Source organism: Phenylobacterium sp. (assembly GCF_036563385.1).
Classification (GTDB): Bacteria; Pseudomonadota; Alphaproteobacteria; order Caulobacterales; family Caulobacteraceae; genus Phenylobacterium.
Window position 1 is genome coordinate 422,168 of record NZ_DATCML010000015.1, and the last position, 24,430, is coordinate 446,597.

General features: G+C 70.2%; 21 protein-coding genes. 6 read left to right on the forward strand and 15 right to left on the reverse strand.

The features are described 5' to 3' along the window. Positions 1–28 precede the first annotated feature (28 nt). Positions 29–1,117, reverse strand: a complete 1,089-nt coding sequence (locus VIL67_RS17130) for a Gfo/Idh/MocA family protein (protein ID WP_332050118.1) — start codon at positions 1,115–1,117, stop codon at positions 29–31. A 155-nt stretch (positions 1,118–1,272) separates the two neighbouring features. On the opposite strand from VIL67_RS17130, the gene VIL67_RS17135 reads away from it, so the two are divergent. After that, positions 1,273–2,526 carry an MFS transporter gene (locus tag VIL67_RS17135; RefSeq protein WP_332050119.1) on the forward strand — a complete coding sequence of 418 codons (1,254 nt, stop codon included), beginning with the start codon at positions 1,273–1,275 and terminating at the stop codon, positions 2,524–2,526. A 3-nt stretch (positions 2,527–2,529) separates the two neighbouring features. Here VIL67_RS17135 and VIL67_RS17140 read toward each other — a convergent pair whose 3' ends face one another. Genes VIL67_RS17140 through VIL67_RS17150 form a run of 3 tightly spaced genes read right to left on the reverse strand, consistent with a single transcriptional unit; the run spans position 2,530 to position 5,556 of the window. After that, complete coding sequence (locus VIL67_RS17140; RefSeq protein ID WP_332050120.1) at positions 2,530–3,594, reverse strand: LLM class flavin-dependent oxidoreductase; 1,065 nt, start codon at positions 3,592–3,594, stop codon at positions 2,530–2,532. Further along, entirely contained in the window at positions 3,591–4,499 is a 909-nt protein-coding gene (locus VIL67_RS17145; protein ID WP_332050121.1) for an aldo/keto reductase, read from the reverse strand. The genes VIL67_RS17140 and VIL67_RS17145 overlap by 4 nt, the downstream gene beginning before the upstream one ends. 55 nt (positions 4,500–4,554) lie before the next feature. After that, positions 4,555–5,556 (reverse strand): LacI family DNA-binding transcriptional regulator, encoded by a 1,002-nt coding sequence (locus tag VIL67_RS17150; protein WP_332050122.1) that lies wholly within the window; start codon positions 5,554–5,556, stop codon positions 4,555–4,557. 198 nt (positions 5,557–5,754) lie between these two features. On the opposite strand from VIL67_RS17150, the gene VIL67_RS17155 reads away from it, so the two are divergent. Together VIL67_RS17155 and mazG are read left to right on the forward strand one after the other, a co-directional pair. Continuing rightward, positions 5,755–6,243, forward strand: a complete 489-nt coding sequence (locus VIL67_RS17155; protein WP_332050123.1) for a hypothetical protein — start codon at positions 5,755–5,757, stop codon at positions 6,241–6,243. Positions 6,244–6,328: 85 nt separating this feature from the next. After that, a complete protein-coding gene (gene mazG / locus VIL67_RS17160; RefSeq protein WP_332050124.1) occupies positions 6,329–7,141 on the forward strand; it encodes a nucleoside triphosphate pyrophosphohydrolase in 813 nt (270 codons plus the stop codon). On the opposite strand, the gene hflX is transcribed toward mazG, so the two are convergent. The 8 genes from hflX to dusB all read right to left on the reverse strand — a co-directional run bounded on the left by hflX (position 7,138) and on the right by dusB (position 16,922). Continuing rightward, positions 7,138–8,460: a GTPase HflX gene (gene hflX / locus VIL67_RS17165; RefSeq protein WP_332050125.1), complete on the reverse strand. Its 1,323-nt coding sequence runs from the start codon at positions 8,458–8,460 to the stop codon at positions 7,138–7,140. The two genes, mazG and hflX, sit on opposite strands and share 4 nt — an antisense overlap. Continuing rightward, positions 8,457–8,702, reverse strand: a complete 246-nt coding sequence (gene hfq / locus VIL67_RS17170) for an RNA chaperone Hfq (protein WP_332050126.1) — start codon at positions 8,700–8,702, stop codon at positions 8,457–8,459. The genes hflX and hfq overlap by 4 nt, the downstream gene beginning before the upstream one ends. Positions 8,703–8,805: 103 nt before the next feature. Beyond that, complete coding sequence (locus tag VIL67_RS17175; protein WP_332050127.1) at positions 8,806–9,669, reverse strand: D-amino-acid transaminase; 864 nt, start codon at positions 9,667–9,669, stop codon at positions 8,806–8,808. Then, positions 9,669–11,060 carry a nitrogen assimilation response regulator NtrX gene (gene ntrX / locus VIL67_RS17180; RefSeq protein ID WP_332050128.1) on the reverse strand — a complete coding sequence of 464 codons (1,392 nt, stop codon included), beginning with the start codon at positions 11,058–11,060 and terminating at the stop codon, positions 9,669–9,671. Before ntrX ends, VIL67_RS17175 begins: the two co-directional genes overlap by 1 nt. An 8-nt stretch (positions 11,061–11,068) precedes the next feature. Then, entirely contained in the window at positions 11,069–13,282 is a 2,214-nt protein-coding gene (locus VIL67_RS17185; RefSeq protein WP_332050129.1) for a sensor histidine kinase NtrY-like, read from the reverse strand. A 96-nt stretch (positions 13,283–13,378) separates the two neighbouring features. Further along, on the reverse strand, positions 13,379–14,803 hold the full coding sequence (gene ntrC / locus VIL67_RS17190; protein ID WP_332050130.1) for a nitrogen regulation protein NR(I): 1,425 nt from the start codon (positions 14,801–14,803) through the stop codon (positions 13,379–13,381). Next, the gene (locus tag VIL67_RS17195) at positions 14,800–15,918 is read right to left on the reverse strand and encodes a two-component system sensor histidine kinase NtrB (protein WP_332050131.1); all 1,119 of its coding nucleotides are present in this window, start codon (positions 15,916–15,918) and stop codon (positions 14,800–14,802) included. The genes ntrC and VIL67_RS17195 overlap by 4 nt, the downstream gene beginning before the upstream one ends. Then, positions 15,915–16,922: a tRNA dihydrouridine synthase DusB gene (gene dusB / locus VIL67_RS17200; protein ID WP_332050132.1), complete on the reverse strand. Its 1,008-nt coding sequence runs from the start codon at positions 16,920–16,922 to the stop codon at positions 15,915–15,917. Before dusB ends, VIL67_RS17195 begins: the two co-directional genes overlap by 4 nt. 98 nt (positions 16,923–17,020) lie before the next feature. Here dusB and VIL67_RS17205 point away from each other — a divergent pair, with 98 nt between their 5' ends. Beyond that, complete coding sequence (locus VIL67_RS17205) at positions 17,021–18,166, forward strand: bifunctional 2-C-methyl-D-erythritol 4-phosphate cytidylyltransferase/2-C-methyl-D-erythritol 2,4-cyclodiphosphate synthase (protein WP_332050133.1); 1,146 nt, start codon at positions 17,021–17,023, stop codon at positions 18,164–18,166. 24 nt (positions 18,167–18,190) lie between these two features. On the opposite strand, the gene VIL67_RS17210 is transcribed toward VIL67_RS17205, so the two are convergent. Continuing rightward, positions 18,191–20,479: a spermidine synthase gene (locus VIL67_RS17210; protein WP_332050134.1), complete on the reverse strand. Its 2,289-nt coding sequence runs from the start codon at positions 20,477–20,479 to the stop codon at positions 18,191–18,193. 89 nt (positions 20,480–20,568) lie between these two features. Here VIL67_RS17210 and VIL67_RS17215 point away from each other — a divergent pair, with 89 nt between their 5' ends. Then, positions 20,569–21,060: a CinA family protein gene (locus tag VIL67_RS17215; protein WP_332050135.1), complete on the forward strand. Its 492-nt coding sequence runs from the start codon at positions 20,569–20,571 to the stop codon at positions 21,058–21,060. 133 nt (positions 21,061–21,193) lie between these two features. Here VIL67_RS17215 and VIL67_RS17220 read toward each other — a convergent pair whose 3' ends face one another. Both VIL67_RS17220 and lipA read right to left on the reverse strand, forming a co-directional pair. Continuing rightward, positions 21,194–21,676: a type II toxin-antitoxin system RatA family toxin gene (locus VIL67_RS17220; protein ID WP_332050136.1), complete on the reverse strand. Its 483-nt coding sequence runs from the start codon at positions 21,674–21,676 to the stop codon at positions 21,194–21,196. Between the two features lie 10 nt (positions 21,677–21,686). After that, on the reverse strand, positions 21,687–22,649 hold the full coding sequence (gene lipA / locus VIL67_RS17225) for a lipoyl synthase (protein ID WP_332050213.1): 963 nt from the start codon (positions 22,647–22,649) through the stop codon (positions 21,687–21,689). Positions 22,650–22,792: 143 nt separating this feature from the next. On the opposite strand from lipA, the gene VIL67_RS17230 reads away from it, so the two are divergent. Beyond that, complete coding sequence (locus tag VIL67_RS17230) at positions 22,793–24,349, forward strand: AMP-binding protein (protein WP_332050137.1); 1,557 nt, start codon at positions 22,793–22,795, stop codon at positions 24,347–24,349. Positions 24,350–24,430: the final 81 nt, after the last annotated feature.

Here is a 24,430-nt window from a genome sequence, read left to right on the forward strand (position 1 = left end):
GTGCAGTAGAGATTTTCAGGAGCCTCTGTTAGATTCCCAACTCATGCATCTCGACGACGCGCTTCTCGCGGGCGCTGAGCTCCGCCGCCGCGCCGATGGCAACCGCCATCAGCCCGTCTCGCGCGGTGACCTCCACAGGCCCCTCGCCCCGGACGGCGGCGTTGAACCTCTGGTGTTCGTAGAAGGTCGAGCCATGGTGGCTGCCCGCCTTCAGCGCCGTCTCGTCGACGCCGACGGTCCGCCGCTCCACGCGCTTCGGGTTTCGGAAGCCGACCCTGGGCGAGAACACCAGCTCGCCGGACGGAATGAAGACATCCAGCCGCGCCTGGTCGCCCACCGCGGTGATCTCCTCCTGCTGCTCGGCGCCGTCGGCGAACATGCAGAGGTCGAGCATGGCGCGGACGCCGTTGGCGAAGTCCACCACGGTATAGCTGTTGTCGAGGATGTCCGGCGTCTCCCCGCCGTAGCGCTCGTCAAGATGGTTCACGTCCATGGCGCCGGAGCAGTAGACCCGCACCGCCTCGGACCGCACGATCAGCCGCATCAGGTCGAAGAAGTGGCAGCACTTCTCCACCATGGTGCCGCCGGTGTTGCGGCTGAACCGGTTCCAGTCGCCCACCTTTTCCAGGAACGGGAAGCGGTGCTCGCGGATCGACAGCATCCGCAGCTCGCCGATGCGGCCGCCGTGCACGTCCGCGATAAACGCCGCCGCCGGGGGCATGTAGCGGTACTCCATGGCCGTCCAGAAGGGCGCGGTTGCGCGCTCCGCCTGCTCGACGATCCAGCGGGCGTCCGCGATCGTGGTGGCGAGCGGCTTCTCGCACAGGATCGGCAGTCCGGCCTCAAACAGCGGCTCGAGCACGCTGCGGTGGGTGTGGTTCGGGCTGGCCACGATCACGGCATCCACCAGGCCGCTGCGCGCGAGGCTCCTGCTGTCGGCGAAGACCGCCACCCGGTCCGCCGCCGGGCCGAGCGCCTTCCTGGCCCAGCCCAGCGACCGCTCCACCGGATCGGCGAGCGCCGTGACCACCGCCCCGGGCGTCACGGCAAGGTTCTGGATGTGCTCGACCCCCATCATGCCGGTGCCGACCAGGCCGTAGCGCACGGTGTCCGCCAACAGGTCCTCCAGATTCGATATGACAGCGCTGACCTATTTCGAGCATTCTCTCGAAAGGCGCCGCCCGCAAGCCGAAAGTGGCGCACGAAAGCGCGGCGCAGCCGCCGGGGAGGAACAACCATGACCGCCGATGTCAGCCGGCCGGAACGCGCCGCATGAACGCCCCTGCCCCGACCTTCAACCGCTGGCTGATCTTCGCCCTGCTCACCGTGGCGGGCGTGCTAAACCTGGTCGACCGTCAGATCATCGCCGTGCTTAAGCCCGACATGGCGGCCGAGCTCGGCTGGACCGACAACGACTATGGGACGCTCGGCGCCTGGTTTCAGGGGGCGATGGCCGTCGGCCTGCTGTTCGCCGGCCCGCTCGTGGACCGCATCGGCACGCGCTGGGCCAACACCGTCGGCGTCTTCACCTGGAGCCTGGCGGCCATGTTCCACGGCCTGGCCCACAGCCTGACTCAGTTCACGCTCTGCCGGATCGGCCTGGGCGCGACGGAATCCATGGGGACCCCGTCGGCGATCAAGACCGTCGCCGCCATCCTGCCGTCCAACCTGCGATCCATCGGCTTCGGCCTGATCAATGCGGTGAGCAGCGTCGGAGCGATCTCGGCGCCGATCCTGATCCCTTTTCTGGCGCAGCCTTTCGGCTGGCGCGGCGCCTTCGTCATCGCCGGCGTCGCCGGCGTGGTCTGGACGCTTGTCTGGGTGGTGATGACCCGGAAGGTTCCCTTCAACGACACGCCCGCCACCGCCCCCGTGGACGCGGGAGCGCCCCCGGCGCGCAGCATCCTGCGCGACCGCGCCACCTGGGCGGTGGCCGGCGCGAAGATCCTCAGCGATTCCACCTGGTGGCTGCTGCTGTTCTGGATGCCGGACTTCCTGAACCGCCAGTTCGGCCTCTCGGGCGTGGCGATCGGCCCTCCCCTGGCGCTGGCCTACGCGGGCGGGGCGCTGGGCTCCCTCGTGAGCGGCGCGCTCGCCACCCACTTCCTGAGGCGCGGCGTGCCTGTGAACCGGGTCCGCAAGACAGCCATGCTGGTCTGCGCCCTCATGGTGCTGGTCCTGCCGCTCGCCAACGGCGCCGACAGCCCCTGGACGGCGGCGGCGATCCTGGCCGTCGTGCTGGCCGCCCACCAGGGCTTCTCCACCAACCTCTTCGCCCTGATCACCGACGTCACGGAGCGGTCAAAGGTCGGGCGGGTGACGAGCTTCGGCGCCTTCTGCGGCAACATCGGCGGCATGGGGATCATCAAGGCCGCCGGCATCGTGCTCACCGCCGGCCTTGGCTACGCCCCGCTGTTCGCCTTCGCATGCGTGTCGTACCTGGCGGCCCTCGGATGGATCCAGCTGCTGCTGCCGAAGCTCACCCAGGTGGACGATGCGGCGGCGGAGCCCGCGCTCCGCCACTGAGGCTCAGGCAAGCGGCCCGTGCTCGATCCGCGGCAGGACGTGGCGGGCGAACAGGTCCGCCTCGGCCGCGTGAGGGTATCCGGAAAGGATGAAGGCCTCGATGCCCATGGCCCGGTATTCGTTCAGCTTCGCCAGCACCTGGTCGGGATCGCCCACGATCGCCGCCCCGCAGCCGGAGCGCGCTCGCCCGATGCCGGTCCACAGATTGGCCTCCGCATAGCCGTCGTCGGACGCGCTCTCTCGCAGCGCCGCCTGCGCCTGAACGCCGGCGGACGTGGAATCCAGCGACTTGGCCCGGATCGCCGCCCCGGTCGCGTCGTCGAGCTTCGAGAGCAGGCGGTCGGCGGCCGCCCGCGCCTCGGCCTCGGTGTCGCGGACCACGACGTGCACGCGATAGCCGAACCGCAGCGTGCGACCGTGGCGCGCCGCCCGGGTCTTCATGTCGCTGATGATCTCGGCCACGGCTTCCCTGCGGTCGGGCCACATCAGGTAGACGTCGCAGCCCTTCGCCGCCGCCTCCCGGGCGTCCTCCGACAGGCCGCCGAAGTAGAGCAGCGGCGCCTTGCCCGAGACGGTTCGGATGCGCGGCGGATCCAGCTTCAGCTTCCAGAACTCGCCGTCATGATCCAGCGGCTCGCCGTTGAGCAGCGTCTTCAGGATGCTCATCGCCTCCGTCGTGCGCGCGTAGCGCGGCCCCGAGGCCAGCTTCTCGCCAGGCATGTCAGAGGAGATGATGTTCACCGTCAGCCGCCCGCCCAGCATCTGGTCGATGGTGGCGATCTGGCGCGCCAGTTGCGGCGGCCACATCTCGCCAATCCGGGTGGCCATCAGCAGCCGCATGCGCTTCAGCATGGGCGCGATCCCGGCCGCAAAGGCGGTGGTGTCGACGCCGAGCTCATAGCCCGACGGGAGCAGGATGTTGTCGAAGCCGCCGGACTCCGCCTGCAGGACGATGTCGCGGCAATGCTCCCAGCTGGACTTCAGCTTGGGATCCGGCACGCCCAGGAACTCGTAGTCGTCATCGCAGAGCGCCGAGAACCAGCTGATCTCGCAGGGCGGTTGGGTCATGGCAGAGGCTCTCCGCGGGCGGCGACGAGGACGCCGTACCACTCGCTCCGCGTCCAGCGCGGCCGGTAGGCGTCGGGGATTTCGGCGATGCGGGCCGGCGTCTGGGTCCCTACGATCGGGATCGGGCGGGCCGGATGGACCATGATCCAGCTGCAGGCGGCCGCCGCGCGCGACACGCCGTAGGCCTGCGCCTTGGCGTCCAGCGCCGCCGCCACGGCCCGGCTGCGCTCGTCCGTCGGCTCGGCCAGCCGTCCGCCGGCGAAGGGCGACCAAGCCAGCACGGCCATGCCGCGGGCCGTCGCCTGGTCCATCACACCGTCGGTCAGGGGCCCGATCGCTAGTGGTGAGAACTCCGGCTGGCAGGAGACCACCGGCAGGGTCAGGTGAGCGGCCAGCGCCTCCACCTGCCAAGTGGTGAAATTGGAGACGCCCACCGCCCCGATCTTGCCTGCGCGATGCGCGTCCTCCAGCGCCCGCGCCACCTCGGCCGGATGGGTCAGGATGTCGGGCCGGTGCACCTGCCACAGGTCGACCCGCTCGACGCCGATCCGCTGCAGCGAGGCGTCGATCGCCGAGGCCAGGTAGCCGGCGCTCGAATCGTAGGGCGTGCCCGGATTGATGCCGCCCTTGGTGGCCAGCACCATCCGCCGGGCCAAGCTCCGGTCCGCGGCCAGCACCCGTCCCAGCAGGGCCTCGGCCGCGCCGAACGGCTCGCCGTTGTCGGGCCCATAGACATCCGCCGTGTCAAACAGGGTCACGCCGGCGTCGAGCGCCGCCCTCACCCGACGGTCGGCGGCGGCGATGTCGTCTCCGGAGAAGCGCCACATCCCCCAGGCGAGGCTCGAAACCTCGGGGCCGCCCCGATAGAGGGGACGCGTTGCGGGCGGCGCAGGGAGCTCGGTCATCGCGGCCATGCTAGCCAGCGCATGTCGGCATGACAACGGTGGACAGAAGGTCGCTTCAGACCTTCGGCGGCGCAGTGGAGGCCCGCAGCACAAGCTCGTGCGGCAGGCGGCGATGGACGACCTCGTCCTCCGCGCCGAACAGCAGCCCAGCCGCGGCGTAGGCCAGGTCCCGGGTGGGTTGCCGCACGGTCGTCAGGGGCGGCCAGAGCTGGCTGGCGAGCGCCGTGTCGTCGAAGCCGACCACACTAAGGTCCCTTGGCAGCGCGAGGCCGCGTCTGTGCGCCACCGTCAGCACCCCGGCCGCCATGTCGTCGTTGCTCGCGAATATCGCGGTGGGCGGATGCGGCAGGTCGAGCAGCACGTCGGCGGCCGCCTCGCCCGAAGCGAAGTCGAACAGGCCCGGCCGCACATAGCGGGGCTCGAACGGCAGCTTCGCCCGGTCCAGGGCCCGGCGGTAGCCGAACAGCCGAAGGTCGCTGGCCGTATGGTTCGGATGACCGATGATGAAGCCGATCCGTCGATGACCGAGCGCAATCAGATGGCTGGTCATGTCGTCGGCTGCCTGGACGTCGTCCATGGAGACCGACGAGCTCCGCTCGTGATCCGTGCCTGGCGAGATCCGTACGTAGGGGATCCCGCGGCGCTCCAGCTCCTCCAGCACCGGCACTGCGTCGGTCACGGGGGACGACAGGATCACCCCGTCGACCTGGGTCTGGTCGATCAGCCCGCCCACCTCCGCCGCCAGATTGCACGACGCCACGTCGGAGGGCTGAGCGAGCAGCCTCACCCCTTCCTCGATGCACCTCGCCCACACCCCTGTCTGGATCTGATGGATGTAGTGAGGGCTGTGGTTGTCGTAGATCAGGGCGATCTGGAAGCTGCGCTTCCCGGCCAAAATCCGCGCCGCCATGCTGGGCTTGAAGTTCAGCTCGGCGACCGCGCGTTCGACGCGCTCGCGGGTCTCCTCCGAGACATACCGCTGCTTGTTCAGCACCCGCGAGACCGTCTTCATGGAGACGCCCGCGATAGCCGACACGTCCTTGATGGTCGGGCGCATGGGTCCTGCTTGCGGCGCCGGGGGCGGAGAAGTCAACGGCGAGCGTCGCCGTCCGGCAGACCGGCCGCTCAAAAACAACAGTAGCGTCAACATCTTACCAGCGGTTGAGCGGGCGCCTATATTCATCGCTCAGACGTGACGTGACGGGCGCCGCGTCCTGTGGTTTAGTTCTTACTGTACATCATCCGGAGTACTCCCATGCGAACCCTCGCCCTGGCCGCCGCCGCCCTGATCGCCAGCGGCTCTGCGGCGCTCGCTGCGCCCGCCAGCGTCACCGTCGCCATCAGCCCCGACCTTCAGAAGAAGGCCGAAAGAACCTACGGCGTGAAGGACGTCGCCCGCCTTGCGGACGCGCTGCGCAGCGACGTCGAGCGCGAGCTCGCCCGCACGGGCGCCTACGACGGCGCGCGCATCGAGTTGACCCTCGTGGACGCCCGCCCCAACCGTCCCACCTTCAAGCAGATGACCGACACCCCCGGGCTCTCCATGCAGAGCTTCGGCATCGGCGGCGCGAAGATCGAGGGCCAGGCGATCGCCGCCGACGGGCGCACGACGCCGCTGAACTACAGCTGGTACGAGAGCGACATCCGCAACACCTACGCCAACTGGGTGTGGACCGACGCGGAATACGCCTTCGACCGTTTCGCCCGCCGGCTGGGCCGCGGCCAGGCGCTCGCCCGCCGCTAGGCGCCCGCCGTCACTTGCGGCACATGAGACGGCGCGTGGTCTGCCCGGCCGCGCGCCGTTTGCTTGCCTGCTCACAGGACCGCCGATGACCTCGCCCGCGCCGCCCGCCGACCTGCGGCCCATCGATCGCCTGCTGGCCATCATGGCGAGGCTGCGTGACCCCGCCACCGGCTGCCCGTGGGACACCGAGCAGACCTTCGCCACCATCGCGCCGTACACGGTGGAGGAGGCCTACGAAGTGGCGGACGCGATCGAGCGGAATGACCTCGCCGACCTCAAGGAGGAGCTCGGCGACCTGCTGCTGCAGGTGGTCTTCCATTCCCGCATGGCTGAGGAACAGGGCGCCTTCGCCTTCGACGACGTGGCCCGCGCCATCAACGACAAGATGATCCGCCGCCACCCGCATGTGTTCGGCCAGCAGAGCTACGCCTCCGTCGCCGACCAGAAGGCCGGCTGGGAGGAGCTCAAGGCCGCCGAGCGCGAGAAGAAGGGGCGCGCCGCCAGCCTGCTCGACGACGTGCCCGTGGGACTCCCTGCCCTCACCCGCGCCGTGAAGCTGTCGAAGCGCGCGGCGGGCGTCGGTTTCGTCTGGCCCGACGTCGCCGCCGTGGTGGAGAAGCTCGACGAGGAGGTCCGGGAACTGAAGGCCGAGCTCGAGCGGGGCGACGTCGAGAAGGCCCGCCAGGAGATGGGCGACGTGCTCTTCGTGGTCGCCAACCTGGCCCGCACCCTGGAGGTGGATCCCGAGGACGCCCTGCGGGCCACCAACGCCAAGTTTGTCCGCCGCTTCCGCTTCATCGAGCAGAAGCTCGCCGAGCGGGGCAAGACGGCCGACCAATCCGACCTCGCCGAGATGGACGCGCTCTGGGACGAAGCCAAGGCGGCCGAAAGGGCCTAGTGGCCCCGCACCTCCGCGGTTGGGAACAGCTGCTCGAACTGCCCCAGCGCCTGCGCCGTCAGGCTTACCGCCAGGCGGACGCTGCCGTCCTTCCCGTCGTTGCGCTCCAGCACTCGCCCGTGGCGGTAGAGCCAGGCGATCGCTGCGCCCTCGCCGGCCGGCGCATAGACATCCACGGGCGGAGCCTCGTCCACCAGCCCGGCCACCTCGCGCAGCAGGACGTCGCAGCCCTCGCCCGTGGCCGCCGAGACCAGCACGGCGGGCGGATGGGCGCGCTTGGCGTCCCCGACCACCTGCGCCTTGGCCTCGTCCTCCAGCAGGTCGACCTTGTTCCAGACCTCCAGGATGCGGCGCTCGTCCATGTCGACCCCTAGCCGCTCGAGGACGCCTCGCACATCCTGCGCCTGAGCGTCGCTCTCCTCGCTGGCGATGTCGCGCACGTGCAGCACCACGTCCGCCTCGCGCACCTCTTCCAGCGTGGCGCGGAAGGCCTCCACCAGTTCGTGCGGCAGGTCGGAGATGAAGCCCACGGTGTCGGACAGGATAGCCGGTCGCCCGTCGGGGAGCTTCAGCATCCGCAGGGTCGGATCCAGGGTTGCGAACAGCATGTCCTCGGCCACCACCTCGGCCTGCGTCAGGCGGTTGAACAGCGTCGACTTGCCGGCGTTGGTGTAGCCGACCAGCGCCACCGTCGGGTAAGGCACGCGCCGTCGCGCCGAGCGCTGCAGCGTACGCGTTCGGCGCACCTCGACGAGCTCGCGCTTCAGCTTGCCGATCTTCTCGGCCAGCAGGCGGCGGTCGGTCTCGATCTGCGTTTCGCCCGGGCCGCCCATAACGCCGAACCCGCCGCGCTGGCGCTCCAGGTGGGTCCAGGTGCGCACGAGCCGTGAGCGCTCGTAGGTCAGCCGGGCCAGCTCCACCTGCAGCCGTCCTTCGCGGGTGCGCGCCCGGCGGGCGAAGATCTCAAGGATCAGGCCCGTGCGGTCGATGACCTTCACGCCCCAGGCCTTCTCGAGATTACGCTGCTGCACGGGCGTCAGGCTGTCGTCGACCACGGCGACGTCCGCCTCGACGGCCTCCATCAGGTGGCCGAGCTCGGCCACCTTGCCGGAGCCGAACAAGGTTGCCGGCGTGCGCTTTCGGAGCGGCGCGACGGCGGTCTCGCGGACCTCGAGGTCGAGGGCGAGGGCCAGGCCCACGGCCTCCTCGAGACGCGTTTCCGCGTCGCGCGTGAAGCCGCGGCCTTCGCGGTCCGGGTGGATGACAACGGCGCCCTGCACGGGCGCCTGGCGATCAACGGACTTGGAGGATGAGGTCAATCTTGCTCGTCTTCGGCCGGCTCATACAGCTGCACAGGCTGGGCCGGCATGATGGTGGAAATCGCGTGCTTGTAGACGAGCTGGGATTGCCCGTCCCGACGGAGCAGAACGCAGAAGTTGTCGAACCAGCTCACCACGCCCTGCAATTTGACACCGTTCACCAGGAAGATGGTCAGCGGCGTCTTGGACTTGCGCACGCTGTTGAGGAAGGTGTCCTGCAGGTTCTGCTTCTTGTCGCTCATCGGCTTTTCCGCCTCTTGTTTTTGAACGGGCCGCCACGCGCCGCCCACACACGCAAAGTCACGCTGGCCTGAAATTGCGACAGCCGCAATCGTCAAGGCGACGTCAGATCGCCGTGGCCCTCGCCCGCTCGATATAGAGACGCCGCAACCGCATCGCCACCGGGCCGACCTCACCTTTTCCGACCGGCTGGCCGTCCACGGCCGTGACCGGCAGGACCAGGCTGCCGGCGCCGGTGATGAAGGCCTCCTGAGCCTCGGTGGCGTCCTTCGGCGTGAAGGGCCGCTCGTCGACCTCTAGGCCAGCGTCCCGAATGACATCCAGCAGGGTCAGGCGGGTGACGCCCCGCAGGATATTGGCGTTGGTGTCCCGCGTCCGCAGGCGCCCGTCCGCGCCGACGATCCAGGCGTTGGAGGACGCGCCCTCCGTCACGAAGCCCAACTCGTCCACGAACCAGGCCTCGCCAGCCCCGGCCTCCCGGGCCTTCTGCTTGGCCATGGCGTTGGGCAGCAGGCCCACCGTCTTGATGTCGCAGCGTCCCCAGCGGTTCTCCGGGGTGGTCACGACCGTGATCCCCCTGGCCGCCTTGGCCTCCACTACGGTCCGGTCGAGCCCCTTGACCGTGATCACCACGGCCGGCCGCACCTCGGGGTTGGGGAAGGCGTGGTCGCGCGGCGCGACGCCCCGGCTGACCTGCAGATAGACCAGGCCGTCGCGCACCCGGTTGCGCCGCACGGCCTCCTTGAGCACGACCGTCAGAGCCGCCCGGCTCATGGGCATGCGGATGCGCAGCTCGGACAGGCTGCGCTCCAGGCGCGCGAAGTGTCCTTCGGCGTCCGCCAGCTTGCCGTCGAACAGCGCCCACACTTCGTAGACCGCATCGGCGAGCTGGTAGCCGCGGTCCTCGATGTGCACGACGGCCTCGCCGTGCGGGACGAACCGCCCGTTCACGTAGGAGATGCGCCCCATCAGACGCCCTCTTCCTCCAGCTGCCGGCCGCCCGAAAGCCCCAGCGACTTCAGCTTCCGGTGCAGGGCCGAGCGCTCCATGCCGATGAAGGCGGCCGTCCGCGAGATGTTGCCGGAGAAGCGCAGCATCTGGGCGTTCAGGTACTCCCGCTCGAACACCTCGCGCGCCTCGCGCAGCGGCAGGGCGATAATCCGCTCGGCGCCCAAGGACGACGGCTGGTCGTTCACGGTGGCTTCCGCCGGCAGCATGTCCGCGGTGATCGGCTCGGCCGGCGAGCCCGCGGCGAGGATCAGCATCCGCTCCACGTTGTTGCGCAGCTGGCGCAGGTTTCCGGGCCAGGCGCGGACCTGCAGGGTCGCCAACGCATCGTCGGCCAGCGTCCGGCGCGGCATGCCCGTGGCCTCGCAGATCCGCTGGATGAAGTACTCCACCAGCTCCGGGATGTCCTCGCGCCGCTCCGACAGGCCGGGCACGTTCACGGGCACCACGTTCAAGCGGTGGAAGAGGTCCTCCCGGAACCGGCCGGCGGCGATCTCCTCGCGCAGGTCGCGCGAGGTGGAGGAGACCACGCGCACGTCCACCTGCACGTCGTTGTCCCCGCCCACCCGGCGGAAGCGCTGCTCCACCAGCACCCGCAGGATGCGGCTCTGGGTCTCCTTGGGCATGTCCGCCACTTCGTCGAGGTAGAGGGTGCCTGAGTGGGCGCGCTCGAAGACGCCGATCTTGCCCGGCCGTCCGCCCTCGCCTTCCTGGCCGAACAGCTCCACGTCCATGCGCTCGGGCGTCATGCCCGCGGCGCTGATCGCCACGAACTCGTTACGGGCCCTGGGGCTCGCCGCGTGGATCAGCCGGGCCACCGTCTCCTTGCCCGAACCCGGCGGGCCCGAAATCAGCACCCGGCTGTTGGCCGGGGCGAGCTTGGAGATCATCTGGCGCAGCTGTTGGGCCGCCACCGAGCGGCCAAGCAGGCCCTCCGGCGTGATTGCCTGTGCCCGCAGCCTCCGGTTCTCCCGGCGCAGGTTCGCCGCCTCCAGCGCGCGTTCGATAACCAGCAGCAGGCGGTCCGACTTGAACGGCTTCTCCAGGAAGTCGTAGGCGCCCCGCTTGATCGCGCTCACCGCCGTCTCGATGTTGCCGTGGCCCGAGATCATCACCACCGGCAGGTCGGGATCCAGGGCCTTGACCATGTCCAGCAGCTCGAGCCCGTCCATGCCGCCGCCCGACATCCAGATGTCGAGGATCAGCAGGGCGGGTTTACGTGCGCGGATGGCGGCGAGCGCCGACTCCGAGTCGTTCGCCGTGCGCACGGCGTAGCCCTCATCCGTCAGGATGCCCGCCACCAGATCGCGGATGTCGGCTTCGTCGTCGACCACCAGAACGTCAGACGCCATCGTTCACCTCACGCCGTCATGGCCTCGGCCGGCCGTCCCTTCACCCGCGCGCTGGCCGGCAGACGCAGGATGGCCATCGCCCCCTGCCCGCCCCGCGCGTCGGTGAGCTCCAGCTCGCCGCCGTGGTCTTCCAAAATCCGCTTCACGATCGCGAGTCCCAAGCCTGTGCCCTTCTCACGAGTCGTCACATAGGGCTCGGTCAGCCGGTCTCGGTCCTTGGCCGGCAGCCCGACTCCGTTGTCCTCGACCTCGAATGCCACCCCGGCCTCGTCCGTGACCAGGCGCGCGAGGATCCGCCCCTTCAGCTTGGGCGATTTCGTCTTGCGCGCCCCGACCGCCTCGGCGGCGTTCTTCAGCACATTGGTGAGGGCCTGTCCCAGCATGCGGCCGTCGGCCAGCACCACCACCTCCGGCGGATCTTCGAGCTCCACCTCCAGGTCGGGACTGGCCACGCGCTGGGCGAACACCGCCGCGCGCAGCAGCTCGGCGGCGTCCTGCTCGGCGAACTTCGGTGCGGGCATGCGGGCGAAGGCCGAGAACTCGTCCACCATCCGGCCAATGTCCCCCACCTGCCGCACGATGGTGTCGGTGCAGCGGTCGAAGGTCTCCAGCTCGGCTTCGGCGATGTCCTTGCGGTACTTCTTCCGCAGCCGCTCGGCCGACAGCTGGATCGGCGTCAGCGGGTTCTTGATCTCGTGCGCGATCCGTCGCGCGACGTCGCGCCAGGCTGCGTTGCGCTGGGCAGTCACCAGGCGGGTGATATCGTCGAAGGTCAGCACCGGGCCGTCGTCGCTGTGGCTGGCCCGCACCCGCAGCCGGCGCGTCTCACGCCCGCGGATCACGTCCACCTCCTCCTCGGCGCCGCCGCGCCCGGCGGAGGCCACCACCGCAGCCACTTCCGGGGCCACCTCGCTGAGCTTGCGCCCGCGGCCATGGTCGCCGGGCAGGTCGAGCAGCAGGGCGGCCTGGCGATTGGCGGCCGAGATCCGTCCCTTCGAGTCGAGGCCGATCACGCCCGCGCTGACCTCGGCCAGTACGGTCTCAATGAACTGACGGCGCCGCTCGGCCTCGCGCCCGGCCCGTCTCAGCGCCTCCTGCTGAACCTGAAGATCGTGCGTCATGCTGTTGAAAGCACGGGACAACACGGCGATTTCTTCGGGATCTTCGTCCGCGTCGACGCGGGCGCTCAGGTCGCCGCTGGCCACCTTGCCCGCGGCCTGCACCAGCCGGGCCACGGGTCCGGAGATGGCGTTGGCGGCGCCCAGCCCCAGCCAAACCGCGCCCACCAGCACCAGAAGCGCGGTCTCCGTGTAGGAGAGCGCGAAGATCGCCTGGATCCGCTGCCGGTTCTGCGCCGCCTCCCGATACGAGACCAGAGAGGCCTCGGCCTCCAGGAGGTGGTTGATGATCCCCTTCTCCACCGGGTGGGCGATGTAGAGGTAGGCCTCGGGATAGGCCGTCAGCCGGTAGACCGCTCGCATCAGGTCGGGGGAATCAAAGGCCGGCACCGAGATGTCGCCCTCGTCCGCGGCCTTGAAGCTGCTTTCCGGGGGGATCACGAACCGCGGGGCGTCGGCGCTCTCCGCCCGCGCCAGGACCCGGCCCTCCCGATCGATCAGGTAGGCCGCCGGGAAGGCGTGGTACGAGGCCTGCTCCGCCAGGTAGTGGCTGAAGGCGACGGGGCTCTCCTGCAGGCCCGGCGCGGCGCGGTTCAGGTCCGCGCCCATCAGGCTCACGTGGTCGCCGATGTAGCGCTTCTGGTCCTCGACGTAGGAGCGCGCCACCGTCGCCGAGTTCTCGACCACCGTCTGCACCCGCTCGCCCAGCCAGTTGTCGACGCCGCGGTTGACCAGGACCCCGTAGAACAGCGCCACCACGACGGCCGGGGCCACGGCCGCCAGGGCGAACAGGGTGACGAATCGCAGGTGCAGCCTGGCGCCCGCGTCGCTGTCGCGGGCGTTCAGGAGCGCGGTGAAGCGCAGCGCCACGATGGTGGTGATCGCCAGGATCAGCACCAGGTTCAGCGACAGGACGGTGAGGATCAGCTGGCTCGCCGGACCCAGTGGCCCCGTCTCAGGCGGCGAGGCCGCCAGCAGGATGGCGACGCCGGTCAGGGCGGCAGCCAGGCCGTAGCCCACCCCCAGCACCACCCGCGAGTTCAGGGCCCGCCAGAGCCTGGCGGCCGTCTCGCTGTTTCGGAGGTGGTCGGCCAGCAACGCCATTGGTTCGGAGCCTAAGGGACTGTGCTCCAAACTCAACAGCATTGTTGCTATTTTGCGGCAGAGGTCGAAACGACCTCCCGGCCATCCCGGTCCCGCCTACCGCCGTGCGCCTCGGCTCATCTCCACGCCCAGGTCCTGAATCTTCTTGCGCAGCGTGTTCCGGTTCAGGCCCAGCACCTCGGCGGCGCGCACCTGGTTGCCCCGTGTGGCGGCCAGGGTCAGCTGGATCAGCGGCCGCTCCACCTCCTCCAGCACCCGGTCGTAGAGCCCCGCCGGCGGCAGGCCGTCCGGCTGGTCGGCGAAGTAGGTCGCGAGCTTGCGTTCGACGAGTTGCGAGAGCGTCGCTGGCCCCTCCTGCCCCTCGACGACCGGCTGCTGGTCGGCGAGCTCGCGCTCGACGATGCGCGCGGTGATCAGGTCCTCGGCGTAGAGGGCGCAGATCCGGCGCACCAGGTTCTCCAGCTCGCGCACATTGCCCGGCCAAGGGTGCAGCTTCAGCCGCTCCAGGGCGCCCGAATCGATGGTCTTCGCCGGCAGGCCTTCGCGGTTGGCCCGCAGCAGGAAGGCCCGGGCCAGGTCGGGGATGTCGTCGGCGCGGTCGCGCAGCGGCGGGAGCCGCACCGGCGCGACGTTCAGCCGGAAGTAGAGATCCTCGCGGAACAGCCCCTGCTGGATCAGGGCGCGCAAGTCGCGGTTGGTGGCGGCGATGATTCGCACGTTCGGGCGGCGGTTGGTCTTCGGGTTCAGCGCCGGCTCCGAGCCGTCGATCACCCGCAGCAGCCGCGTCTGGGCATCGAGCGGCATGTCGCCGATTTCGTCCAGGAACAGGGTGCCCCCGTCGGCCTCCACCAGCTTGCCGTAGTCGCCGTCCTGTTTGCCGAACAGCTCGGCCTCAACCCGCTCGCGCGGCACGGCAGCCAGGTTGATGACCACGAACTTGCCGTCGCGACGGCGCCCCATGTCGTGCAGGGCGCGGGCGACGAGCTCCTTGCCGGTGCCCGATTCACCGAGGATCAGCACCGTCAGGTCCGCCCCCACCAGCCGTGCGATGGTCCGGTAGACGTCCTGCATGGGCCCGGAGCGGCCGATCAACGGCAGGCGATCGTCGCGCACCGCCCGCGCCTGCGCCTTCGACGCCTCCGCATCGGCAGGCTTGGCCAGCGCTCGGCGCGCCGCCGAGGTCATGTCGTCCAGATCGAAGGGCTTGGGCACATAGTCGAAGGCCCCGACCTCGGCCGCATTCACTGCCGTGATCAGGTTGTTCTGCGCGCTCATCACGATGACGGGCAGCTTCGGCCGCTCCTTGCGGATGCGCGGCAGCACGTCGAAGACATTCTCGTCCGGCATGACCACGTCGGTCACCACCAGGTCGCCCTCCCCGTCCGACACCCACTTCAGCAGGGTCGTGGCGTTGCCCGTGGCCCGCACCTGGTAGCCCAGGCGGGTGAAGGCCTGCGACAGCACCAGGCGGATGGAGGAGTCGTCGTCGGCGATCAGGATCTTCTTCGCGGCCGCATTCATCCGGCGACATCCTCTTCGGTGGCGATGGGGAGCAGGACCCGGAAGACGGTGCGTCCGGGCTCGGATTCGAAGTCGATCAGGCCGCCGTGGCCGGCGACGAGCTTGGCCACCAGGGCCAGACCCAGGCCGGCGCCATTGGCCTTAGAGGTGACAAAGGGCTGGAACAGGTGCTCGCGCAGGTGCGGCGGCACGCCGGGGCCGTTGTCGACGATGCGCACCTCCAGCGGCGCGCCGCGCGCTGGCTGGCCGGTCACCGCCCGCACCCGCACGCCATGCCGGTAGGCGGTCGTGATGCAGAGCTCGCCGCGCTCGTCGCCGCGGGCGTGGGCCGCCTCGGCGGCGTTCTTCACCAGGTTCAGGAAGATTTGGATCAGCTGGTCCTCGTCGCCCATCACCGGCGGCAGGGAGGGGTCGTACTGCTCGCGCAGCACCAGGCCGTCCGCCACCCCATTGGCGGCGAGCGCCCGCACCCGGTCCAGGATCTGGTGGATGTTGATCGGCGTCAGCGACGGCAGGTGGTCGTCGGAGAAGGCCTCCATCCGCTCCACCAGGCGGCGCACCCGGTCGGTCTCATCGACGATCAGCTGGGCGAGCGGCGCGTCCTCGGCCTTGGCGCCGGACTTCAGCAGCTGAGCCGCGCCGCGGATTCCGGCCAGCGGGTTCTTGATCTCGTGCGCCAGCATGCGGCCGAGGCCCACGATCGAGCGCAGCCCTGCGGCTTCCGCTGGGCCTCGCTCCGCTCCGAGCCCCAGCTTCACTGACAGGGTCAGGAGAACCGAGCCGTCGCCCAACGGCGCGGCCGCGCCGTCCGCCTCGAACGGCGGCAGGCCGAACAGGCTGATCTGCACGCCGCGTTCGCGGACCCGGGCGCCCTCCTCCAGGGCCCGGTTCAGCAGCGACACCAGCGCCGAGCCCGGCGGCAGGGCCGCGCGGAACCGGCCGCGGGCGAGCAGGCCCAATCCCTGGCCGAACAGCGCCTCGGCAGCCTCGTTCACCGCCACCAGGGCGCCGTCCGAATCGACCACCATCGCCGGGTCGGGCGACAGGTCGAAGGCGGCGGCCCTCAGCGCATCGGCGTCCAGCGCCCCGGTCCGCGTCCGTGTCCTGCCGGTCATGCGGCCTGCCTTTGTTCCGGAGCGCGCCAAAGCGCCCTCAGCCCGTCCTCCACCTCGCCGGGGTCCTCCAGGCGGCAGAGCGCCGCTCGCGCCTCTCGCCTCGCCTGCGCGGTGGCGGGCCAGGGCGCGTTCTCGATGTAGGCCGCGAGGTGCTTGCGGAAGATCCGCAGCCCCAGGCGCTCCCCATAGAAGGCCAGGCTGTCACGGAAATGGGCCAGGGCGATGGCCAGCCGCGCCTCGGCGTCGGGCTCGGCGAACTCCCGCCCGTCCAGCGCCGCCCCGATCTGGGCGGCGATCCACGGCTTGCCGTAGACCCCGCGGCCGACCATCACCGCATCCGCCCCGGAGGCCGCCAGGGCGGCCCTGGCGCTCTCGCCGTCGACGATGTCGCCGTTGACGATGACCGGGATCGACACAGCATCCTTCACCGGGGCCACCTCGGCCCAGCGGGCCTGGCCCTTGTAGAACTGGCAGCGGGTGCGGGCGTGCACGGTCACCGCCGCGGCCCCGATCTCCTGCGCGCGGAACGCCAGCTCCGGCGCGTTCTTTGACGTCTCGTCCCAGCCCAGGCGCATCTTGACGGTCACAGGCACGTCGACCGCGTTCACGGCCGCGTCCACCAGGCGGCACGCCAGCTCCGGCTCCCGCATCAGCGCCGAGCCGGACAGCACCCCGGTCACCTCTTTCGCGGGGCAGCCGAAGTTCAGGTCGATGATCTGCGCGCCGGCCTCCACCGCCAGGCGGGCGCCCTCGGCCACGTGCGCCGGTTCGCGTCCGACGAGCTGGACGACCATCAGCGGCAGACCCTCGCCCACGGCGGCGCGGCGCACCACGTCGGGACGACCCTTCGAGAACTCGGCGCAGGCGACCATCTCTGTCGCCACATAGGGGGCGCCCAGGCGACTGGCGGCGCGGCGGAACGGCAGGTCTGAAACGCCGGTCATCGGCGCAATCCACGCGCGCCCCGCCACCTCTACGCTGCCTACCCGAAGCTTGTTGCTCATTTTTTACTCACGAACATCGGCTAAGTTTTAGGCATAATGTTGCGGCGCCGTAAAGCCCAGGAGTGGACAAGTTTCACGCGCGCCCTAAAGAAGTCGGCATGAGTTTTTCCGCGGTTGTCGTCGCGGCGGGGGCGGGTTTGCGGGCGGGGCCGGGAGAGCCCAAGGCCTGGCGCATGCTCGGCTCCCGGCCGGTTATCCGCTGGTCGGTGGAGGGCCTCCTCGCCGCCGGAGCGCGGGAAGTCGTGGTCGTGGTGGCGCGCGATCGCCTGGGCGCGGTGGACGAGGCGCTCACCGGGCTCGAGAACTGGAAGGCGGTCACCGGGGGAAAGACCCGGGCGGACTCCGTCCAGGCGGGCCTGGCCGCCGTCACCGCCGGCCGCTACCAGCCCGTGCTGATCCATGACGCGGCCCGTCCCTTCGTGACCCGCGAGCATGTGGATCGGCTGCTGGCGGCGCTCGACCTCGCCGACGGCGCCGTCCCGGCCCTGCCCGTCCCCGACACCCTGAAGCGCGGCGAGGGCCTGATCGACGAGACGGTGCCGCGCGATGGCCTCTGGCGCGCCCAGACCCCACAGGCCTTCAAGGCCGGCCGGCTGAAGGCCGCCTACCGCCGCTGGCCGGCGGGCGAGGAGCCCACCGACGATGCGGCCGTGGTGGAGCGGGCCGGCGGCCACGTGGCCATGGTCCCCGGCGACCCGATGCTGATGAAGCTGACCTACCCTGAGGACTTCCTCATGGCGGAGCAGCTGGCCTCCTCGCGCCGGATCGTGCGCATGGGCCAGGGCATCGACGCCCACCGCTTCGGGCCGGGTGAGGTCGTCTGGCTGGGCGGCATCCGCATCGAGCACGATGTCGGCCTGGTCGGCCACTCCGACGCCGACTGCGGCCTGCACGCCCTCACCGACGCCGTGCTCGGCGCGATTGGGGCGGGCGATATCGGCGAGCACTTCCCTCCGTCCGATCCCCGCTGGAAGGGCGCGTCGTCCGACCAGTTCCTGATCCACGCGGTGAAGCTGGCGCGGGCCCAGGGCGGCCGCATCGTCAACGCAGACCTGACCTTGATCTGTGAGCGGCCCAAGATCCGCCCGCACCGGGACGCGATGCGCGCGCGCATCGCCGAGCTCCTGGAGATCCCCGTGCACCGCGTCAGCGTGAAGGCCACGACCACGGAGGGCATGGGCTTCACCGGTCGCGAGGAGGGCCTCATGGCCCAGGCGGTCGTCGCCGTCGAGACGCCGCTCTAGGCGGCGGATGACGCTCGACAGGGTTCACCCCGGCCACCAGGCGTACCGCTCGCCCAGCTTGCGCCACAGCGCGCCCGGCAGGTTGGTGTAGTCGTCGGTCCATGGGCGGGCCTGGGTCGGGTCCAGCGCCAGCCAGCGCGGGTCGGCGCCGTAGGCGGCGACGGCCTGGGGCGTGCGCCCAACAACGAGGGCGTCCTCGTCGGCCTCCCAGAAGGCGTCGCCGGCGTTGATCACCCGCCGCTTCTGCAGAAAGCCATAGCCGCCCGCCGCCTTCACCACCGCCTGCGCCGGGCCCAGCAGTTCGAGGTTGCGGTTGGACAGGTGCAGGATCAGCACGCCGTCCGGCTTCAGCTTGGCCAGGTACCCGCGCACCGCCTCCACGGTCAGCAGGTGGGCCGGCACGGCGTCGGACGAGAAGGCGTCGATCAGCAGGATGTCGAAGCTGGCGTCCGGCTGCTTTGCCACCGTCAGACGGGCGTCGCCCAGCACATAGTCGATCGGGCCGCGGGCGCAGCGCGTGGTGTAGGTGAAGTTCTCCGGGTCGGTGGAGATGCGGACCACCAGGGGATCGATCTCGAAGAAGGTCAGGCGGTCGCCCGGCCGGACGTAGGCCGCGACCGAGCCGGTGCCCAGGCCCACCGCGCCGATGCGCGTCGCTGGCCTCTGCTCCTGCTGGCGGATGAACACCTGCCCGATCGGCGTGCCCACCGTGTAGTAGACCATCGGCTGGCAGGCCCAGTACGGGTGCACGGCCTGGGCGCCGTGCAGGGTGGTGCCGTGGGCGAGCATGCGGATCTCGCCGCCACGCGCCGCGGCGCTGGTCTTCGACAGGCTCATCACCCCGAAGAAGCTGCGCCAGGTCTTGGTGGTGTCCGCCCGCTCGGCTGCGGCGTCTGCCCCGACGGACAGCACGGCGACGATGGCGAACATGAACAGCGCGTGCCTGCGCACCAGGAAGGCCGAGATCACCGCCGCGCACATCAGGGCGCGGACGCCCAGCTCGAGGAAATCCGACTGGCTGAAGTCGCCCACGACCGAGCGGCTTCCCAGTGTCGACCCCACGAAGGTCATCAGGATCGGCGCGGCGACCGCCGAGCCCACGCCCAGGATCAGCATCGCCCAGCTCCAGGGCTCAATCTTCGTGCCGCCCCAGGGCCTGGCAAGCGCCGCCAGGGCCAGCACCAGGGGATATTCCCAGACGTTGTCGAAGATCACCGGCGCCACGAAGGCGTTGAAGGCGCCGCCCACCACGCCGCCCACCGAGAGCCACAGGTAGAACTCGGTCAGGTGCGCCGGGTCGGGCCGGCGCGCCACCAGCCGCTGGTGGCACATCAGGGCCGTCAGGAAGAAGGCGACCAGGTGCACGAACAGCTGGATGAGCAGGTTCGTCGTGCGGAACGGCAACAGGGCTGCGCAGCCGGCCAGAGCCGCCGCCTGCAGGATCAGCGTCAGGTCCAGCGGGATCGCCGGCTTCTCCTGGAACGCGATGATGAAGGTGACGAGATAGAGCGCCAGCGGGATCACCCAGAGGAACGGCGCCGAGGCCACGTCCGTGGTGATGTGGGTGGTCACCCCCAGCATCAGGCTGGACGGCAGGGCGGCCAGGGCCACCCAGGCCAGCCGCTGCCGCCAAGCCAGCGGCACCGCCTTGCGCACGTCGGCCACCTGCGGGGCGTGGTCGCCCGCCCGGGCGACCACCAGGGCGAGGCCCGCCATCAGCAGGACGAAGGCGCCATAGGCCACGCTCCAGCCGATCCGCTGGCCGTAGACCGTGAAGGCCGGCTCCACCACCAGCGGATAGGCCAGCAGCGCCAGCAGGCTTCCCAGGTTGCTGGCCGCGTAGAGGACATAGGGCTCCTTGCCCTCCTCCGCCCCGATCGTTCGGGCGTGCCAGGCCTGCACCAGCGGCGCGGTGGCGGAGAGCACCGCGAACGGCGCCCCGATCGAGACCGCCAGCACGCCCAGCAGCCACAGGTTCGGGTGGTCCGACGACGGCGCGCCGACCAGTTCGTTGACCCGGAGCGGCAGCGCCAGGGCCGCCAGCAACAAAGCCGCACCATGGATCATCGCCTGGCGCCCGACGCTGCCGGCCCTCTGCAGCACGTGGGCGTAGCCGTAGCCCGCCAGCAAGGCGATCTGGAAGAAGGCCATGCTGGTGTTCCAGACCGACGGACTGCCGCCCAGCAGGGGCAGGACCAGCTTGGCCACCATCGGCTGCACCAGGAACACCAAGGCGGCGCTGGAGAACACCGTCACGGCGAACAGCGCCGGGGGCGGTCGGAGGCCGGACTTGTGGGCCGCGATCGTGCTCATGGTCGCTTTCAGCCTTGAATCGGTGTCTGCCCCGATGTTGTGGTCAGGCTTCGTTATCAAGCCACCCCTATTTCGCGAGGCCGGCGCCGATGTTTCCCCTTGAAGTCGTGACCCTGGCCCGGCTGCTCATCGACGAGGCCCGCCAGCGGTCGCTGCGCATCGTCACCGCCGAGAGCTGCACCGGCGGCCTGGTGGCCGGCGCGATCTGCTCGATCCCGGGGGCTTCCGACGTCTTCGAGCGCGGATTCGTGACCTACACGAACCGCGCCAAGCAGGAGATCCTCGGCGTGCCCGGCGACCTGATCGCCGACCTCGGCGCGGTGTCCGAGCCGGTCGCCCGGATGATGGCCGAGGGCGCGCTCGAGGCCTCGCACGCCCACCTGGCGGTCGCCATCACCGGCATCGCCGGGCCGGGCGGTGGCACGCCCATGAAGCCGGTCGGCACCGTCCACATCGCTACGGCGCGCACCAACCACGGCCTGATGCACCGTCAGGAGCTGTTCGAGGAGGAGACCCGCGAGGGCATCCAGCTGGCCGCCGTCCAGTCCGCCCTCCAGGCGCTCCGCGACCGGATGAGCTGAGGGACCGCCGCTTTCACTCCGCTCATCCCGGCGAAAGCCGGGACCCAAGCGGACGTGGTGATCGACCCGCCAACCTCCCGGGCGCCTGAGCTCGGGCCCCGGCTTTCGCCAGGCTGAGCGGATGATGGGGGACTTACGCCGCCGGCGCAGGCGCTGCGGGCTGCTCAGGCTCGCCGTAGAGGCTCCGAGCCCTCGCCTCGAAACAGCTCATCAGCTTCTGCACCGCCGTGGCGAAGTTCGCGGTCAGCAGGCCCTCCAGCAGGCGGGACTTGAACTGGAAGTCGATGTCGAACTCGATCCGCGTGCAACCGTGGCCGGCGTCCAGGAAGCGCCAGCGGTTCTCCAGCTTCTTGAACGGCCCCGAGAGCAGGCTGACGTCGATCTGCCGGGCCGCCGCGTCGCGGCGCACGCGGGTCGCGAACCGCTCCTTGAGGAAGGCGAACCCCACCTTGGCCTCGGCGTCCACCGCGTCGACCCCGTCACTGAGCCGCCGCGCGTTCCAAGTCCGCATGTGGGTCAGCCACGGGACGAACTCGGGGTAGCGGTCCACGTCGCCCACGAGCGCCAGCAGCTGGTCGGGCGTATAGGGCAGGACCTTGGAGACGTGGTGGCGCATGCCGCCGGCCTCAGGCCGCGCTCTCGCGCGCCAGGCGCGCCGCCTGCAGCCGCGCGAAGTCCTCGCCGGCGTGGTGCGACGAGCGCGTGAGCGGGCTGGCCGAAACCATCAGGAAGCCCTTGGCTCGGGCGATCTCCTCGAGCGCCCTGAACTCGTCGGGGTGGACGAACCGGTCGATGGCGGCATGGCGCCGCGTCGGCTGCAGGTACTGGCCGATGGTGATGAAGTCGACGCCGGCCGAGCGCATGTCGTCCATGACCTGCATCACCTCCTCCTTCGTCTCCCCCAGCCCGACCATGACGCCCGACTTGGTGAACTGGGTCGGGTCGCGCTCCTTCACGCGCTCCAGCAGGCGCAGCGAGTGGTAGTAGCGGGCGCCTGGCCGGATCGAGAGGTAGAGCCGCGGCACGGTCTCCAGGTTGTGGTTGAAGACGTCGGGCTTGGCGTCGATCACCAGTTCGGCGGCGCTCGTCGGCTTGCGCAGGAAGTCCGGCGTCAGGATCTCGATCGTGGTGGTGGGCGACGCCGCCCGGATCGCGCGGACCACGGCGGCGAAGTGCGCCGCGCCGCCGTCCGCCAGGTCATCGCGGTCCACCGAGGTGATCACCACGTGCGCCAGGCCCATCTTGGCCACCGCCTCGGCCACGCGGGCGGGCTCGGTGGGATCCAGCGGGTTCGGCTTGCCGGTCGTCACGTTGCAGAAGGCGCAGGCCCGCGTGCAGACCTCGCCCATGATCATCATGGTGGCGTGGTTCTTGGACCAGCACTCGCCGATGTTTGGGCAGGCCGCCTCCTCGCAGACGGTGACGAGGCCGTTGTCCTTCACGATCGAGCGCGTGGCGTTGTAGCCCGCCGAACCCGGCGCGCGGACGCGCAGCCACTCGGGTTTTCGCAGGATCGGCGTCTCCGGACGGTTCTGCTTCTCGGGGTGACGCGGACGCTTGCCGTCCAGGGTGTCGATGACCACGGCCATAGGCCCTAGATCGGCCGTCCGGGCCGCCGGATCAAGCTCGCGATTGGCCGCGGTGGATCTCACGGATTGTTGCCGACCTTTTCAGGGCGCCGGCGCGGCTATAGGTTGCGCGCCAACGAGAACAGCCCGGGAGGCGTACGCCCTTGTCGCGTACCTTCGACGTCCAAAGCACCAAGACCTCGCTCTTTGACGCCCTGATCGAGGCGAGCCAGACAACCGGCGCCAAGAAGCCGATCCTGGAGGACCAGGAGCGGAACCCCCTCACCTACCGTGACCTGATCCGCGCGGCCTTTGCGCTCGGGCGCAAGATCGCCGCCATGACAGAGCCCCGCGAGCGGGTCGGGGTGATGCTGCCGGCGAGCGCCGGCGGGGTGGTCACCTTCTTCGCCCTCCACGCCTTTGGCCGCACGCCCACCATGCTGAACTTCACGTCTGGCATCCGGAACCTGAAGGCCGCCTGCGAGCTGGCGGGCGTCAAGCGCGTGCTGACCTCCCACCGCTTCGTCGAGCAGGGCAAGCTGCACGACCTGATCGACGCGCTCGAGGGCCGCACCGAGATCACCTACCTCGAAGAGGTGCGCGAGAAGATCGGCCTGGCCGACAAGCTGTTCGCCGCCGCCGCGGGGGCTCTGCCCAAGCAGTTCCGCACCGAGACCAGCCCCGAGGACCCCGGCGTCATCCTGTTCACCTCCGGCAGCTTCGGTGCGCCGCGCGGCGTGGTGCTGACCCAGGCGAACCTCGTCGCCAACTGTCGCCAGATCGCCGCCCACATCGCGCTGGACCCAAACTGGGTCTTCTTCAATCCCCTGCCGATCTTCCACGTCTTTGGCCTGACGGGCGGGGTGCTGCTGCCTTTGCTCACCGGCCTGAAGGCCTTCCAGTACCCCTCGCCCCTGCACATCAAGCAGATCCCGCCGCTGGTGAAGGACTCCGGCGCGGCCGTGCTCTTCGCCACCGACACCTTCATCAACCAGTACGCCCGCGCCGCCCAGCCGGGCGAGCTCTCGGGCCTGAAGTTCGTGGTCTGCGGCGCCGAGAAGGTGCGCGAGGAGACCCACAACCTGATCGCCGAGCGCTTCGGCCCGATCCCTCTGCTCGAGGGCTACGGGGCCACGGAGGCTTCGCCGGTCATCGCGGTCAACAAGCCTGAGGACAACCGCCGCGGCACTGTGGGCGGCCTGCTGCCGGGCGTCGAGACCAGGCTGGAGCCCGTCGAAGGCATCCCCGGCGGCGGCAAGCTCTATGTCCGTGGACCGAACGTCATGGCGGGCTACCTGAAGCCCGGCGGCGAGATCGAGCCCCCGGCGGGCGGCTGGCACGACACCGGGGACGTGGTCTCCATCTCCGACGACAACTGGATCAAGATCCTCGGCCGGGTGAAGCGCTTCGCCAAGGTGGGCGGGGAGATGGTCTCGCTGACCGCCGCCGAGGACCTGGCGGCCGCGGTCTGGCCCGAGTGCCGCCACGCCGTCGTCGCCCTGCCCGATCCCAAGAAGGGCGAGCGCCTCGTCCTGGTCACCGACAAGCGCGACGCCGCTCCCGAGCCCCTCCTGGCCCACGCCCACGCAGTCGGCGCGCCCGAGATCGCCGTCCCGCGCAAGATCATCCGCGTGCCGGAGATCCCGGTCCTCGGCACCGGCAAGACCGACTACGTCGCCCTCCAGCGCATCGTCGACGCCGAAATTCGCCGGGCGGCGTAGGAAGGGACCACGAACCACACGAACCACACGAACGCGCTGCGGCTGTCGTGCGGAGGCCTAGCTCAGGCTAGGCAAGACTCG

Bases quoted from the DNA above. Each gene is read 5' to 3' on its own strand.
- VIL67_RS17220 (WP_332050136.1), bottom strand. From the start codon at position 21,676: ATGCGCCACCACGTCTCCAAGGTCCTGCCCTATACGCCCGACCAGCTG.
- VIL67_RS17145 (WP_332050121.1), bottom strand. From the start codon at position 4,499: ATGACCGAGCTCCCTGCGCCGCCCGCAACGCGTCCCCTCTATCGGGGC.
- VIL67_RS17155 (WP_332050123.1), top strand. From the start codon at position 5,755: ATGCGAACCCTCGCCCTGGCCGCCGCCGCCCTGATCGCCAGCGGCTCT.
- VIL67_RS17175 (WP_332050127.1), bottom strand. From the start codon at position 9,669: ATGGGGCGCATCTCCTACGTGAACGGGCGGTTCGTCCCGCACGGCGAG.
- VIL67_RS17150 (WP_332050122.1), bottom strand. From the start codon at position 5,556: ATGCGCCCGACCATCAAGGACGTGTCGGCTATCGCGGGCGTCTCCATG.
- dusB (WP_332050132.1), bottom strand. From the start codon at position 16,922: ATGAGCAACAAGCTTCGGGTAGGCAGCGTAGAGGTGGCGGGGCGCGCG.
- ntrX (WP_332050128.1), bottom strand. From the start codon at position 11,060: ATGGCGTCTGACGTTCTGGTGGTCGACGACGAAGCCGACATCCGCGAT.
- ntrC (WP_332050130.1), bottom strand. From the start codon at position 14,803: ATGAATGCGGCCGCGAAGAAGATCCTGATCGCCGACGACGACTCCTCC.
- VIL67_RS17185 (WP_332050129.1), bottom strand. From the start codon at position 13,282: ATGGCGTTGCTGGCCGACCACCTCCGAAACAGCGAGACGGCCGCCAGG.
- mazG (WP_332050124.1), top strand. From the start codon at position 6,329: ATGACCTCGCCCGCGCCGCCCGCCGACCTGCGGCCCATCGATCGCCTG.
- hfq (WP_332050126.1), bottom strand. From the start codon at position 8,702: ATGAGCGACAAGAAGCAGAACCTGCAGGACACCTTCCTCAACAGCGTG.
- VIL67_RS17195 (WP_332050131.1), bottom strand. From the start codon at position 15,918: ATGACCGGCAGGACACGGACGCGGACCGGGGCGCTGGACGCCGATGCG.
- VIL67_RS17210 (WP_332050134.1), bottom strand. From the start codon at position 20,479: ATGAGCACGATCGCGGCCCACAAGTCCGGCCTCCGACCGCCCCCGGCG.
- VIL67_RS17140 (WP_332050120.1), bottom strand. From the start codon at position 3,594: ATGACCCAACCGCCCTGCGAGATCAGCTGGTTCTCGGCGCTCTGCGAT.
- VIL67_RS17215 (WP_332050135.1), top strand. From the start codon at position 20,569: ATGTTTCCCCTTGAAGTCGTGACCCTGGCCCGGCTGCTCATCGACGAG.
- lipA (WP_332050213.1), bottom strand. From the start codon at position 22,649: ATGGCCGTGGTCATCGACACCCTGGACGGCAAGCGTCCGCGTCACCCC.
- VIL67_RS17135 (WP_332050119.1), top strand. From the start codon at position 1,273: ATGAACGCCCCTGCCCCGACCTTCAACCGCTGGCTGATCTTCGCCCTG.
- VIL67_RS17205 (WP_332050133.1), top strand. From the start codon at position 17,021: ATGAGTTTTTCCGCGGTTGTCGTCGCGGCGGGGGCGGGTTTGCGGGCG.